Origin of the sequence: Streptomyces sp. SP17BM10, assembly GCF_036322405.1 — a bacterium.
GTDB lineage: Bacteria > Actinomycetota > Actinomycetes > Streptomycetales > Streptomycetaceae > Kitasatospora.
In genome coordinates, this window is the sequence record NZ_JAQYXB010000680.1 from 138,525 (window position 1) to 152,795 (window position 14,271).

A 14,271-nucleotide genomic window follows, 5' to 3' on the forward strand; every position below is an offset into this window, starting at 1 on the left:
ACCCCGTGAAAACAGCGAGCGGACCCCCGACCAGGGGTCCGCTCGCTCACGGGACGCCGGACGACTACTCCACCGTCACGCTCTTCGCCAGGTTGCGCGGCTTGTCGACGTCGCGGCCGAGGGCCACCGCCGCGTGGTACGCGAGGAGTTGGAGCGGGATGTTGAGGAGCAGCGGGTCGAGCTCGGGCTCGCTCTTGGGGACGAGGATGCAGTGGTCGGCGAGCTTGTCCTCGGGGCGGCGGTGCGCGACGGCGATGACGCGGCCGGAGCGGGCCTTGATCTCACCGAGGGTGGTGAGGTTCTTGTCGAGGAGCTCGTCGTCCGGGACGAGGGCGACGGTCGGCAGCTCGGGGCTGATCAGCGCCAGCGGGCCGTGCTTGAGCTCGCTCGCCGGGTAGGCCTCGGCGTGGACGTAGGAGATCTCCTTGAGCTTCTGGGCGCCCTCGCGGGCGACCGGGTAGCCGCGGACCCGGCCGATGAACATCATCCCGGCCGACTTGGCGTACTCGGCGGCGAGGTCGGCGATCGCGTCGCTCTGGTCGAGCACCTCGCGGATCTGGTCCGGGAGCGCCTTGAGGGCGGAGACGATGCGCCGGCCGTCGGCGGGCGAGAGGTCGTGGATGCGGCCGAAGTGCAGCGCGAGCAGGGCGAAGGCGACGACCGTCGAGGTGAAGGCCTTGGTCGAGGCGACCGAGATCTCGGGGCCGGCGTGCAGGTAGATGCCGCCGTCGCACTCGCGGGCGATGGCGCTGCCGACGGTGTTGACGACGCCGAGGACGCGGCCGCCCTTGCGCTTGATCTCCTGGACGGCGGCCAGCGTGTCGTAGGTCTCGCCGGACTGGCTGACGGCCACGTACAGGGTGTCGGCCTCGATCACCGGGTTGCGGTAGCGGAACTCGGAGGCGGGCTCGCTGTGCGCGGGGATGCGGGAGAGCTCCTCGATCAGCTGGGCGCCCATCTCGCCGGCGTAGTAGGCGGAGCCGCAGCCGAGGATCTTGACCCGGCGGATCTCGCGCAGCTCGCGGGCGTCGAGGTTGAGGCCGCCGAGGTGGGCGGTGGCGAAGCGCTCGTCGAGGCGGCCGCTGAGGGTGCGCTCGACCGAGCCGGGCTGCTCGTGGATCTCCTTGAGCAGGAAGTGCTCGAAGCCGCCGGTGTCGTAGGAGTCGATCTCCCAGTCGACGGTGGACGGCTGGCGGTGGGTGGTGCGGGCGTCCTCGGTGAAGGTGCGGAAGCCGTCGGCGCGGACGACGGCGAGCTCGCCGTCCTCCAGGTGCACGACCTGGCGGGTGTAGCGGACGAGGGCGGAGACGTCGGAGGCGGCGAACATCTCCTTCTCGCCGATGCCGAGGACGATCGGGCTGCCGTTGCGGGCGACGACGATGCGGTCGGGCTGCTCGGCGTCGAGGACGGCGATGCCGTAGGTCCCGACGACCTTGCCGAGGGCGGCGCGGACGGCCTCCTCCAGCTCGACGCCCTCGGCGGCGTGCGCGGCGATGAGGTGGGAGAGCACCTCGGTGTCGGTCTCGGACCGGAAGACGGCGCCGTCGGCGGTGAGCCGGGCGCGCAGCTCGTCGGCGTTCTCGATGATGCCGTTGTGGACGACGGCGATGCGCTCGGCGTTGTCGAAGTGCGGGTGGGCGTTCTCGTCGCTGGGGACGCCGTGGGTGGCCCAGCGGGTGTGGCCGATGCCGGTGGCGCCCTTGAAACGGGCCGGGACGGCGGCGGCGAGGTCGGCTACCCGGCCCTTGACCTTGCGGAGCTTGATGCCGCCGGTGCGCCCCGCGACGGCGACGCCGGCCGAGTCGTAGCCGCGGTACTCCAGCCGGGCGAGACCTTCGAGCAGGAAGGGGGTCGCGTCCTTGGGGCCGACGTAGGCCACGATTCCGCACATGGTGGACTCCTCGTGAAGGAAGGCTAGGGGGGCCGGCTCAGCCGTAGACGATCCGGCGCAGCTGTCGGGCGGAGAGCTCCGGTGCCGCGACGCGGCGGGCCGGGAGCTCCTCGGCGAGCCGGGCGAAGATCCGTTCGTTGGTCAGTCCGCGCGCCTGGAGCTCACCGTGGCGGCGGCGGACGTACTCCTCGGTGCTCTCGGAGAAGTACGCCAGGACCTCCGCCACGACCCGCGCCGCCTCCCGGGGCCCGAGGGGACTGGTCCGGGCGAGATGGGCGACGAGGTCGTCATGAGGGTGGGGTGAGCTCGGCACGGAGGAAGACATTAGGCGGACGACGACCCGGAAGCCAATATTTCTGCCCGGAATCGGGCAGACATTCCGACTTTCAGTCCAGACAACCATGCGGAACGCCTCCCTTCACCTTTTCGACACACCCTGTCGCTCGCCCGGACGCCCCGTGGCGTGACCGTCTCCACACGTGGCGGGCGACCGGAGGCCCGCTGATGTGCGGCATCACCGCACGGGTCGCCTCCGACCACCGCCGGCCCGCGGTCGGTGCGGCTCGGCGTCGACCTCGCGCCGGACCTCGCCGCCCGGCTGACGGGGTACCAGGTCGGGCTGGATGTCCGGGCGTTCCCTCCCCCGCGCGGCGCAGCGGAGCGCCCCGGCCCGCCGCGCCGTCCGGGCGAGCCCGAACGGCCCCCGGGGGCCATCCCGTGCGGGGCGGGGTGCGGACGGTGCGGTAGCGTCGCCGACACTCCCGGATGGCGGGCGAAAACGCGGACTGCGGCCGCTTCGCGCGTCAGGATGGGAGTGCACCGTCCGCACTCGATCCGCCGGGGGATCCCGTCATGCAACCGCGAGCGTTCGCGATTCTCACCGCACTGCTCCTGGGCGTCCTCGGCCTGGGATCGGTGGCCGTCACCGACTGGTCCCCGGCGACCGCCACGGCGGCGGTCGCCCCCGCGGCCGCCGGCGGCGACGCCGGGACGCCCGCGCCGGCCGGCACCGCGGGGGCGGCGAGCGCCACCCCGACCGGCGACCCGGCGGTCTGGACCCGCTCGACGCTGCGCAACAAGCTGATGGCCGAGATGGACGCCACGGACCCCGGCGTCGCCCTCGCCGACCTCGACAGGATCACCAAGGAGAAGCCGTACACCGTGCGGTTCTGCCACCCGATCGCGCACGAGCTCGGACACGCGGCCGTCAAGCGGTTCAACGCCGACTTCCAGAAGGTCATCTCCTTCCCGCACGAGACCTGCGCGGCCGGCTACCTGCACGGCGCCGTCGAGGAGATGCTGAACGCCTCCACCCAGCCCGAGGTGGACCTGCTCAAGCTGTGCGCCCCCAAGAACACCGGCCCGTGCATCCACGGCGTCGGCCACGGAACGATGTTCGTCGCCAAGCAGGACGTGGCCAAGGCCCGCGATCTGTGCAACAAGTTCACCACCGACCAGAACCGGATCCGCTGCTCCGAAGGCCTGTTCATGCAGCTCTTCGGCCCGGACGAGGAGGACGAGCTGGCCAAGGCCAACCTGCCCGCCGACAAGCTCGCCCAGGACCCGCTCTACCCGTGCAAGGACCAGCCGTCGCTGTTCCAGTCCGCGTGCTACTTCTACGCGCCGACCTTCTACCTCTCCTCGCACGACTACCCGAACCACCCCGAGGTGTACGCCGACGCCCTCAAGTGGTGCCTCAACGGCAAGGCGAGCGGCGGGGCCGTCGACTGCAGCCGCGGCGTCGGCTCGCGGACGATGAAGTACAACCTGGACCGCGAGGACTGGGCCGCCCAGCAGTGCGCCACGGCCGCCGACGGCTGGCAGCGCAAGGCCTGCACGGAGGGCCTGGTCAGCTACTACACGGTGAACTACACGGACGGCGGCGCCGCCGGCCGGCTCTGCGCCAAGATCACCAACAAGGAGATGCAGGGCTACTGCCGCTCCGCGAGCGGGCTCTCCGCCTCGCTCGACTGACCCGGCCGTCTCACGAGGAGGGCCCGCACCGCAGGGTGCGGGCCCCTTTCCGTACCATCGGCTGATCACCCGGTGCGCCGAGGACGCCGCGCCCCCTCCGCACCGCTGGAGCACGCCCGATGGACCCCCTGGACTTCGCCGGTACCGATTTCCGCGGCGCGGCCCACGCCACCGCCGACCTCGTCTCCGACTACCTCGCCGGGCTGCCCGACCGCCCCGTCTGGCAGCCCATGGACGACGCGGCCCGCAGCGCCCTCCTGGACGCCCCGCTGCCCGCCGAAGGCCGCCCGCTCGCCGAACTCGTCGAGGCCATCGGCCGGGACGTCCTGCCCCACCCCATGGGCAACGGCAGCCCGCGCTTCTTCGGCTGGGTCAACTCCGCCCCCGCCCCCGCCGGCGTCCTCGCCACCCTCGCCGCCTCCGCCATGAACCCCAGCTCCGCCGGCGGCGACCACGCCGACGTCCACCTGGAGCGCGCCGTCGTCCGCTGGATCGCCGAGCTCGTCGGCTTCCCGCACCCGGCCGGCGGCGGCCTGCTCACCTCCGGCACCTCGATGGCCACCATCGTCTGCCTCGCCGCCGCCCGGAACCGCGCCGCCCGGCAGGCCGGGTGGGACGTCCGCGAGGACGGCCTCGCCGGGATGCCCCCGCTGGTCGGCTACGTCACCGGCGAGACGCACTCGTGCGTCCGCAAGGCCGCCGAGCTCCTCGGCCTCGGCAGCAAGCACCTGCGCACCGTCGCCACCGGCCCGGACGGCCGCCTCGACACCGCCGACCTGCGCGCCGCGGTCGAGCGCGACCGCGTCGCCGGCCTGCTGCCCTTCCTCGTCGTCGCCTCGGCCGGCACCGTCGGCACCGGCGCCGTGGACGCCTTCGGCCCGATCGCCGACCTGTGCGCCGAGCAGGAGCTGTGGCTGCACGTCGACGGCGCGTACGGCGCCTTCGGCGTCCTCGACCCCGCCGTCACCCACCGCTACGCCGGGCTGGAGCGCGCCGACTCCCTCGCCCTCGACCCGCACAAGTGGCTCGGCGTGCCGGTCGACTGCGGCTGCGCCCTGGTCCGCGACACCGACGGGCTGCGCGGCACCTTCAGCCTCGTGCCGTCCTACCTGCGCGACGAGGCCGCGGGCGAGCTCGGGTGGTTCTCCGAGTACGGCACCGAGCAGACCCGCCCGTTCCGCGCCCTCAAGGTGTGGGCCACCATCGCCCACAAGGGCCGCGCCGGCCTCTCCCGCGACATCGCACGGTGCACCGCGCTCGCCCGGCATCTCGGCGAACTGGTCCAGGCCGACGACGAGTTCGAGCTGCTGGCCGAGGTGCAGACCTCGATCGTCGCCTTCCGCCACCGGCCCGCCGGGCTCGGCGAGGAGGCCCTCGACGCGCTCAACCGGGACCTGCCCGTCGCCGTGCAGCGCCGCGGGACGGTCTTCGTGACCGGCGCCCGCCTGGCCGGCACCGAGACGCTGCGCGCCTGCCTGCTGAACGCCGGCACCACCGAGGCGGACCTGGAGCTGCTCCTCGCCGAGGTGCGGGCCGCGGCGGCCGACCTCCGGAAGTAACGCGCGGGCCGAGACCTTAACCCCCAGGTCACGGGAGGTTCGTGGACGGGAAACACCGCGCGGGGACAGTGGTGCCATGGAGCACACGGAGCACACCACGACAGCCGTCCGCCCCTCCGCACCGCCCGCCCCCTCCCGTGCCCAGCGGCGCGCCCGCCGCACCCACCGCTGGCGCCGCGACAGCGTCGAGCTCGCCGCCGTCTTCGTCTCCGTCACGGCGGCCGACCTGGTCGCCAAGGTCGTCGTGAAGGGACACGACGGGCCGGTGCTGCTCGCCGCCTCCGCGCTGGCGCTGCTCGCCACGGCGCTGTTCCACTCGTGGTGGGCGCACCGCCACCACCTGCACGAGTCCCCGGTCCCCGCGCCCGCGCCCGCTCCCGGCGCGACCGCGCTGTGGCGGGTCCGCGCCACCGTCCGGGACTCCCCCGCCGGCCTGGCCCGGGTGTGCACGGCCTTCGCCGAACAACAGGTCGCGATCGTCTCGATGCAGTCGCACCCGCTCCCCCGGGGCGCCGTCGACGAGTTCTACCTCCGCGCCCCGCACGCCCTCTCCGGCACCGACCTGGCCGCCCTCGTCACGACCGGCGGCCACGACCTCCTGGACGCGCCGACCCGCGTCGTGTAGCCGGGCACCCGCCCGTCAGGACGCTCCCGTCGCGGATCCGAGCACCGCAGACGCGAGCGGCGCCAGCGAAGGTTTCACCCGCGCCGACCACGCCAGGACCTCCCGCGCGTGCTGACGGCGTGCCGCGCTCCCCGGGTTGCGGTCCGTGGCGAGCCTGTTCAGCAGGAACACCGCGCGGCGGGCCGCGAAGCAGGCGTAGCCCTCGCGCCAGCCGGGCCCGTCAGGCGTCGGCAGCCGCCCGGCCACCGAGGGGAGGAACTCGGCGAGCGTGTCCAGATAGAGGGCGGCCAGCCTCTCGCGTTCCCGGTGACCGGCCGGATCCACTCCCAGCAGACCTGTGTCCTCCAGCAGTTGGGCGACCTCGAAGCCGACCGGGAGCCAGCTGGTGGCCGCCAGGTCGAGGGCGACGACGTCACCGCGTTCGGTCACCAGCCAGTTGTCCGCGTGTGCGTCCCGCTTCCCGAGCCAGGGCAGGTCCGTCGGGAAGGCTCCGCACCAGGACTGGGCCAGCTCGGCGGCCTCCGCGACGCCCAGGCCCCGCAGGTCCCGCTTCAGGCCGTCCTTCATCAGCCGGTGCGCCGGCGTGCCCGTCGGGCTGCCGCGCCACGCGTGCACGGCGGCCAGGAGCCGCAGGCAGCGCTCGACGGACTGGCGCAACCCGTCGTACGGGGCCCGCTCACCGGCCAGGAGCGCGTCCTTGACGAGGTCCGACAGCGGTCGGCCGGTCACGCGCAGGGTGACCAGGATCCGTTGGTCCCCCGTCCCGGCTGGAACCGTCGCCACCGGTCGGACGGTACGCGCCCAGGGCCCCACCGCGTGCTCGGCCAGCCACTGGTCAAAGGCCGTGGTCTGGCGCAGCTCGTCCTCGGCCGCCGGGGCGGAGTCGAACGGCTTCAGGACGAGCGTCGTGGACAGGAGCCCGTGCGGATCCGCCAGCACGTAGGCCTGCGAACGGCCGCCGAGCACGAACCTGCGGAACTCCTCACTGGCCACCGCCAGTTCGCTCGCCGTGGCCCGTAGCGTCGCGGCGTCGCCGGCGACCAGGCACCGCCACACCTCGGGATCGGCCGCCAGCTCGAACCGGCCGTCCGCCGGAGGCGTCGTCCCCAGTCCGGCGCGGAGCCGTGCCGGGGCGTCGGCGAGATCCGCGAGCTGGAGCCACGGCCAGGGCCAATCGGGATCGGTCGCCACGGCCAGCGCGGCAAACCGCGCCGCCTCCGCGAAGTCGGCCGGTGCCGCCGTGACCCTCCAGATCCGCCGGGCGATCGCCGAGGACACGCTCCACGACTCCCGGGCCGGGGCCGTACCGCCCTCCGCGCGCAGTGAGACGGCCTGGCGCGCCTCCTCTTTCAGCTGGAGCGCCCGCCGCATGTCAGCCACGTGCCGCCGCTGACGGCCCCGGCGCCAATGGGCGTCCCCCAGCAGCCCCAGCACCTCCGGGGTGTCGTTGCCGCTCGAGACGGACCGCTCGAACCACTCGATGGCGCGGGACAGGTCATCGGGATCGGAGACCAGCACGCCTCGGCGCAGGTGCGCCTCACCCAGATAGCTGGCGAGATCCCGCTCCTCCGGCACGTCCACGCGGGCCGCGTCCCGTTCGTCGAGACCGACGACGAGGTCCTCGGCCGGTCCTCGGCTCGCGGTCCCGTCCCCGGCGGGCGCCTGCTCCGCCCAGATCGGCTCGGCCATGACGTGCACCCTGCCGTACGCGTCGATCGCCTCGCCGAGGAGTTCCTCGGCCACCCGGCGCCTGTCCCCGGCGGAATCCAGGGCGATGAGCTCGCGGGCATGACGAACACCGGCCCGGGCAAAGGCGTACAGCCTGAGGGGTGCCGGGGCGGGTTCGCCCTGGAGCGCAAGCCGGTTGAGCTCCAGGATCCGCGCGGTCGTCACGCCGGGGATCTCGGCGACCCCCGCCCAGCGCGCCCGTTCCAGCAAGGTCGCCACGTGCCCGGCCGTGAAGCGGCGCGGCCCTTCGCCGTCGACTGCGGCCATTTCCGCCTCGAGCCGTACGACGGCCGAGGAAAGCAGGACGGCGTCCACCGGGTCGGGGTTCTGACCGGTCCGTGCGTCCAGCAGCGTCCGGCACGCGTAGATCAACGGGGTCACGGCGATCTCGCCCGTCGCACAGTCCAGTGCCGCGGACAGAGCGGCCCGTACCGCGGCCACGTCGGCACCCGACAGGGCGAGCCGGAGCCGCACCTCCACCAGACCGACCGTGGCGCGACGGTGGAGGTCGGTCGCGTCGGGCAGCCGCCGTTCGACGAATCCGGCGGCCTCCTGGAAGGCCTGCGCGGCGGCGTGCAGACCGGCGCCGTCGGGTTTCCGGATGAGCAGTCGGCCGAGTTCGACGAGCCCCCACGCCAGGTAGTCGCTACGGATGCGGCTGTCTTCGTCATGACACAGACGCAGGTCCGCCAGCGCCGCTTCCAGCACCGCCTGGTACGGTCGGCCGAGCCGCTTCAGGCAGGTGACGGTCCGGAGCAACGCCTGACCACGGCGGATCCGGATGACCTCGGGCGCCATGCCTCCGCTGAACGGCAGCCCGAGCGCGTGGGTGTACCAGGAGGCGGCCGCGGTGAATCCGCTCCTGGCCGCCCGCAGCGCGGCCGTGCCCGGGCCGGGGTCCGGCCCGGGAGCGGGCTCGATGTCGTCCACCGACTCGGTCTCGGCGCCCCCACCACCGTCCAGGAGGTCCGTCCCGGTGAACGTGACGACCACGGGCCGCCGCAGACCCGCCCGGACCATCGCCCCGAGCGCCCGAATCCGGTGCACGTCCCCGATGATGCTCGCCAGTTCGCCCGACGTGTGGCCCAGCTCCCGGGCCGACCGCAACGTCCGGGCGGCTTGCTCGAGGGCGTCCTGGTCCTCCGTGAGCCAGAAGACGCGGAGGTGTACCTCGGCCAGGACGCAGAAGTGCTGTGGCGTCCGGTCGCCGCATTCCTCGGCCGCGACCAGGTCCGCGACCGCGGCACGCAGGACCGGCAGCGGATCCGCGCTACGACGAGCGGTGAACAGCCTGGCCACGCCGCGCATTCCGCGCCACAGGCGGCGGTGCTCCTCGGTGTCCCGGTCCGTGAACAGCTCGACCACGTCCCAGCACTCCAACGCGGCACGGAACGCGATCCGCGGACCGTCCTCGTGCCCCCGCCGGGACCGGTCGAGGCCGTACCGGTAGAGCTGCCCCGCCAGCCGCATGTTGACCTCGCGCCAACTGGCCGGCCAACTCATCTCCTTGCTCCTGAGGGACCGGGTGACCTCGGCGGACTTGGCCGTGAAGGCCGCGCGGATGTGGACCACGACCGCGAGGAGGCTCTGCGCCGCCTCCGGATCGGACTCGTCCCGGCCGAACCCGGACTGGAAGTCCAGGCAGTTCTGCCAGGCGGGCCCCACCGCGGATCCGCGCTGGCGCGGGTCGGTCAGCCGGCGCCAGACGTCCTCGCCGCCCACGATCCGGGGCGCCACGACCGCGTCGAACACCCCCAGCTCCTCCAGCAGTTCTTCCGGTGGGAGGCCGAGCAGGAGGCTGGCCTTCATCGGCACCCTGGCGGAGCCGGTCCGCTGCTCCACCAGCCGCACCGGCTCCGGTTTGGAGAAGGCGGCCATCAACGCGGGCGTGGGCCGCTGAACCTGCGGCGCGGGAGCCGCCCCTGAGTCGTCGTTCATGCCGGGCACTGGCCTCCGCTCCGCTGGTGACCCGACAACACATATCAGTTCGTGATACCCCGCACAGCCGGTTCGTCATGACAGTGCGTCGTACGGGGAGGCGCCCCGGCGCCCGGGTGATGAGCCGTGTCACCGGAGCGCTCCGGCGTGCGGGTCCGGCGGCTCAGCCGTTGTCGGGCTGGACGACGCAGACGGCGTTGCCGAGCATCGAGCCGAAGCCGCCGAGCAGGGTCCCGGTCACGGACTTGCAGGCGGCGGCCTCCTCCGGCGTCTTCGGGCCGTGGTTGTCGCTGTCCGCGGCGGCGGACTGGGCGAGCGCCATCGGGGCGGCGAGTAGCAGGGCGCAGCAGGCGAGGGCGGTTTTCTTGGCGAGCACGGGGAGGCCCCTTCGGATCGAGGTGGGTTCGGCGGAGAGCCGAGCCATCCCTATCCGAAGGGGCTTGCGGGCTCACGGATCCTGGGCCATCCGTGAGCGTGTCCCGGCCGGGTCAGGCAGCCTGCCGGATCCGCTCCGCGGCCCGGATCGCGGCGACCAGTTCGAGGACGCCGTGCTCCTTGAGGACGCCGTAGTGGTCGCAGGTGAGGTCGACGACGGTGGGCGGGGCCGCGGAGTAGCCGGAGCTGCCCTCGATGAAGGAGTAGTCGTCGCCCGCGGCCTTGAGGATGGTCACCGGCGCGTCCAGCCGGCGCTCGGCGAGTTCGCGGAAGCTGTACTCGAACTCGTAGGTCTCGCCGACGATCCGGGTGATGCGGCGGATCAGCTCCTCGTCCAGAGCGGGAAGCAGCCGGTGGACGGAGGCGACGAAGCCGTCCTCGTCGGTGCTCTCGGCGAGGCAGCGCTCCAGGTCGGGGCCGCTGATCGTGCCGGCGAACACCGAGAAGAGGATGGTCACGTACGCGGGGTCGGCGTACGAGGCCTCGCGGCCCCGCTGCCGCCCGTCGGCCTGCCGCGCCTTCGGGTTGCCGGGGCAGATGAGCAGGAGCTCCTCGACCCGCTGCCCGGCCTGCTCCAGCTGCCAGGCGGCCTCGAAGGCGACCCGCGCGCCGAAGGAGTAGCCCCACAGCGTGTACGGGCCCTCGGGCTGCACGCGGCGCAGTTCGGCGACGTCGGCGGCGGCCATCTCGCGGATGGTCGGGTACGGCGTCTCGCCCGCGTTGATGCCGTGTGCCTGGATGCCGTAGAAGGCGCGCCCCTCACGCCCCTCGCTCGCCTCGCGGCCGAGCAGGCGCAGGTTCATCGGGTAGCCGCCGAGGCCGGGCCAGCAGAACACCGGGCGCTCGGGGGCGCCGGGGTGCAGCGGGACGAGCCGCGAGGAGGCGGCCGGGGCGGCGGCGCCGGACGCCGTGTCGGCGATGCGGGCGGCGAGGTCGGCGAGCTTCGGGCACTCGAAGACGACCTGGAGCGGCAGGGCGGTGCCGAACTCGCGGTTGATCCGGTTGACGAGGGCGACGGCGATCAGCGAGTTGCCGCCGGCGGCGAAGAACTCGTCGGCCGCGGAGACGTCCTCGTACGTCAGCGCCTCTCCCCAGGCCTCGGCGAGCCACCGTTCCTGCGGGGTGACGGGGGCGACGTACTCGCTGCGGACGGCGGCGTCGCGGACGGCGTCCGAGGCGGCGAGCGCCGTGAGGTCGACCTTGCCGTTGGCGGTCAGCGGCAGGGTGTCCAGCACGAGGACGCGGTTGGGGAGCATGTAGTCGGGCAGCAGGTTGGCGAGCTCGTCCTTGATGATCTCGGCCGGTCCCTTCATGTGGACGGTGTCCTCGTGCATGCCCTCGCTGCGGATCTGCTCCTCGCTCACCTTTCCGCCGAGGAAGAAGTACGTCGGGCCGGTGGGGATGCCGGCGGCGCCGAGGATCTCGTCGAAGCGGCGCGAAGCGGGCAGCGGGTGGCCTGACGTGGAGCTGTAGCCGGAGGACATGAAGCCGAAGGACAGGCCGTTGCGCTGGAGGTGGTGCAGCTTGGTGCCCAGGGCCACGTACCGCAGCCACTCCTCGCCGGCCCGGCTGACGGCGGTGATGCCGAAGGCCGAGCGGGCGTAGACGGCCTGGTTGATCGCGATGACGTGCCGGGACTGCACGACGTCGTCCGAGACGCGGGTCAGCTCGCCGCCGTCGTGGCGATACAGGCCGGCCGGGAGGCCCTCGACGCGGTCCCCGTGGGCCTGGACGTAGACCTCGGTCGGGTCGGCCTGCGGCGTGCCGTCGCCGCGGACGACGGCGAAGCTGCCCAGGTAGTGGTCCTCGTCGGCCACGTCCAGCCGGTCCTTGACCGCCGGGTGGAAGCCGAGCGGGCGGACGTCGAGACCGTACCCGGGCAGGACCTCCTCGAAGACGCCCAGCATGTGGCCGGTCTCGAACTCCAGCACCTCGCGGATGTTGTCGGTGTAGACGGGGGCGATGGCGCCGGTCTTCCCGGAGAAGTGCAGCGTCAGGTACGTCTCGCCGCGAGTGTCGGCATCGCCGATGCGTATGAGGCTGTGCTCGACGGGGTGGTAGTAGTACAGGCCCGCGCCGAGCCCGTCGAGGCCGCCGGTCTCCAGGTGGAGCTGGGTCGCGTACAGCGCGCCGGGCGAGGCGTAGGCGTACTTGGGCAGCAGCCGCTCGTCGCTGTGGAACTGGCCGAACCAGCGCAGGACGCGGCCGAGTTCGGGCAGGCTCAGCAGGTCCAGGCCGCGCCCGACGTCGCCCGCGGGGCGCGGGGCGAGCAGGGCGGTGAGGTCGTCGCGGGTCACCGGGCCGCCCTCGTAGAAGCGGTAGGTCTTGCGGGCGAAGACCTCCCGGCGCTGGGCGGCCGTTCCCCGGCGGCCGGGCAGGTCGACGCGCGGGCGGCCGGCCAGCTGCGCGAGGTCGCGCAGGCCCGGGTCGGAGAGCTGCGCCTTGACCTGCAGGCGCCCGGCCTTGGACTGGTGGTGGCGGCCGTGGTTGCCCTGGTCCATCAGGGCGGCCTCACGCGGGTTCAGCTCCACGCAGGCGAGCAGGTTCTGATGGCCGGTGCGTTCGTCGGCGGTGACGACCGCGGCCGAGCGGCGGACCCAGGTGTGCTCCTCGATCGCGCGGGCGATCTCGTCCAGCTCGACCCGGTGGCCGCGCAGCTTGACCTGGTTGTCGACGCGGCCGGCGAACTGGAGGGTGCCGTCCGGGTTCCAGTGCGCGAGGTCGCCGGTGCGGTAGAGCCGCTCGTGCGGGGCGAACGGGGACGGGACGAAGCGTTCGGCGGTCAGCTCGGGGCGGCGCAGGTAGCCGCGGGCCAGCTGGACGCCGCCGATGTACAGCTCGCCGGTCTCCCCCTCGCCCACCGGGGCGAGGCCGGCGTCGAGGACGTGGCACCGGGTGCCGTCGACCGGCCGGCCGATCGGCACCGACCCGGCGCCGTCGCCGAGCGCGGCCGGGTCGACGACGTGCGCGGTCGCGTTGATCGTGCACTCGGTCGGCCCGTACAGGTTGACCAGCGTCGCCCGGGGCAGGGCGGTCGTGAGGTCGCGGGCGAGGCGCTGCGAGAGCGCCTCGCCGCCGGAGAAGATGCCGGTCAGGCTGTGGCTGTCGGCGAAGCCGTCGGTGTCGAGCAGCGCCTGGAGCAGGGTCGGCACGCACTGCAGCGCGCTCACGCCGTACCGGTGGACGGTGGCGACGAGCGCCTCGGGGTCGCGGTGGAGGTCGGGCGCGCCGGCGACGACGCGGGCGCCGACGGCCGGGGCGAGGACCTCCCACTGGGCGGCGTCGAAGCTCGTCGGCGTCTTCTGCAGCACGGTGACGTCCGGGCCGAGGTGGCCGGCGGAGTGCATCCAGCGCAGCTGGGAGACGACGGAGCCGTGCTCGATCACGACGCCCTTGGGCCGGCCGGTGCTGCCGGAGGTGTAGATGACGTAGGCCAGGGACTCCGGCGCCGGGTGGCCGCCGTCGTCCGGATGGACGGCCGGGGCGTCGGCGAAGGTGACGACCTCGGTCCCGGCGGGCGCCAGCGCGGCCAGCCGCTCGCGCAGGTGCTCCTGGGTGACGACGATCCGGGTGCGGCTGTCCTCGATCATGTAGCGCAGCCGGTCCTCGGGGTACTCGGGCGACAGCGGCAGGTAGCCGGCCCCGGCGTACAGGACGCCCCAGGCCGCGGCTATCAGCTCGGCCGACGGCTCGATGAACAGGCCGACGGGGGTGTCGGCCCCGGCGTCCGGGCGGCGCAGCGCGGCGGCGAGGCGGCGGGCGTCCTCGCGCAGCTCGAGGAAGGTGAGGTCGCGGCCCTCGCCGACGACGGCCACCGCGTCGGGCCGGGTGCGCGCCTGGTGGTCGAGCAGGCCGGTCAGCGCGGTGGCGGCGGGGGCGCGCCGGGCGTGGGGCAGGACGGTGGTCGCGGTGACGGGGACGGACGGGGTGGTACGCATGGGAGAGCCTTCGTTCGTGGACTGACACGTCCCCGCGCCCTGGGGTCGTCAGGAGCGCCGGGCACGTGCTCCACCGTCGGCCGCCCGTCGTCCCGGTCACATGAGGCACCGGTCTGGACCTCTGCCGGATCCGTCCCGGTCCCGGCGGGGACTACCGCCGGGACCGTCCCCGGTCCGGTCCTG

Annotated in this window: 8 protein-coding genes; 3 read left to right on the forward strand and 5 right to left on the reverse strand. The window is 73.6% G+C overall.

The annotated features are described in order from the left end of the window. Nucleotides 1–64: 64 nt before the first annotated feature. Both glmS and PUR71_RS38775 read right to left on the reverse strand, forming a co-directional pair. Nucleotides 65–1,891, reverse strand: a complete 1,827-nt coding sequence (gene glmS / locus PUR71_RS38770; protein ID WP_329931983.1) for a glutamine--fructose-6-phosphate transaminase (isomerizing) — start codon at nucleotides 1,889–1,891, stop codon at nucleotides 65–67. Between the two features lie 37 nt (nucleotides 1,892–1,928). Then, on the reverse strand, nucleotides 1,929–2,216 hold the full coding sequence (locus PUR71_RS38775; protein WP_329931984.1) for a hypothetical protein: 288 nt from the start codon (nucleotides 2,214–2,216) through the stop codon (nucleotides 1,929–1,931). A gap of 527 nt (nucleotides 2,217–2,743) precedes the next feature. Between PUR71_RS38775 and PUR71_RS38780 the strand changes: the two genes are divergently transcribed. The 3 genes from PUR71_RS38780 to PUR71_RS38790 all read left to right on the forward strand — a co-directional run bounded on the left by PUR71_RS38780 (nucleotide 2,744) and on the right by PUR71_RS38790 (nucleotide 6,049). After that, nucleotides 2,744–3,865, forward strand: a complete 1,122-nt coding sequence (locus PUR71_RS38780) for a hypothetical protein (protein ID WP_329931985.1) — start codon at nucleotides 2,744–2,746, stop codon at nucleotides 3,863–3,865. A 119-nt stretch (nucleotides 3,866–3,984) separates the two neighbouring features. Next, nucleotides 3,985–5,424: a pyridoxal phosphate-dependent decarboxylase family protein gene (locus tag PUR71_RS38785; protein WP_329931986.1), complete on the forward strand. Its 1,440-nt coding sequence runs from the start codon at nucleotides 3,985–3,987 to the stop codon at nucleotides 5,422–5,424. Nucleotides 5,425–5,500: 76 nt separating this feature from the next. Next, nucleotides 5,501–6,049, forward strand: a complete 549-nt coding sequence (locus PUR71_RS38790; protein WP_329931987.1) for a hypothetical protein — start codon at nucleotides 5,501–5,503, stop codon at nucleotides 6,047–6,049. Between the two features lie 15 nt (nucleotides 6,050–6,064). Here the strand turns inward: PUR71_RS38790 and PUR71_RS38795 are convergent, their stop codons facing one another. From PUR71_RS38795 to PUR71_RS38805, 3 genes are all read right to left on the reverse strand, one after another. Further along, complete coding sequence (locus PUR71_RS38795) at nucleotides 6,065–9,715, reverse strand: hypothetical protein (RefSeq protein WP_329931988.1); 3,651 nt, start codon at nucleotides 9,713–9,715, stop codon at nucleotides 6,065–6,067. A gap of 163 nt (nucleotides 9,716–9,878) precedes the next feature. Further along, the gene (locus tag PUR71_RS38800) at nucleotides 9,879–10,091 is read right to left on the reverse strand and encodes a hypothetical protein (RefSeq protein WP_329931989.1); all 213 of its coding nucleotides are present in this window, start codon (nucleotides 10,089–10,091) and stop codon (nucleotides 9,879–9,881) included. A 112-nt stretch (nucleotides 10,092–10,203) separates the two neighbouring features. Next, the gene (locus PUR71_RS38805) at nucleotides 10,204–14,088 is read right to left on the reverse strand and encodes a non-ribosomal peptide synthetase family protein (protein WP_329931990.1); all 3,885 of its coding nucleotides are present in this window, start codon (nucleotides 14,086–14,088) and stop codon (nucleotides 10,204–10,206) included. Nucleotides 14,089–14,271 lie beyond the last annotated feature (183 nt).

Coding starts and splice junctions, on each gene's coding strand:
- glmS (WP_329931983.1), bottom strand. CDS start 1,891: ATGTGCGGAATCGTGGCCTACGTCGGCCCCAAGGACGCGACCCCCTTC.
- PUR71_RS38785 (WP_329931986.1), top strand. CDS start 3,985: ATGGACCCCCTGGACTTCGCCGGTACCGATTTCCGCGGCGCGGCCCAC.
- PUR71_RS38790 (WP_329931987.1), top strand. CDS start 5,501: ATGGAGCACACGGAGCACACCACGACAGCCGTCCGCCCCTCCGCACCG.
- PUR71_RS38805 (WP_329931990.1), bottom strand. CDS start 14,088: ATGCGTACCACCCCGTCCGTCCCCGTCACCGCGACCACCGTCCTGCCC.
- PUR71_RS38795 (WP_329931988.1), bottom strand. CDS start 9,715: ATGAACGACGACTCAGGGGCGGCTCCCGCGCCGCAGGTTCAGCGGCCC.
- PUR71_RS38775 (WP_329931984.1), bottom strand. CDS start 2,216: ATGTCTTCCTCCGTGCCGAGCTCACCCCACCCTCATGACGACCTCGTC.
- PUR71_RS38780 (WP_329931985.1), top strand. CDS start 2,744: ATGCAACCGCGAGCGTTCGCGATTCTCACCGCACTGCTCCTGGGCGTC.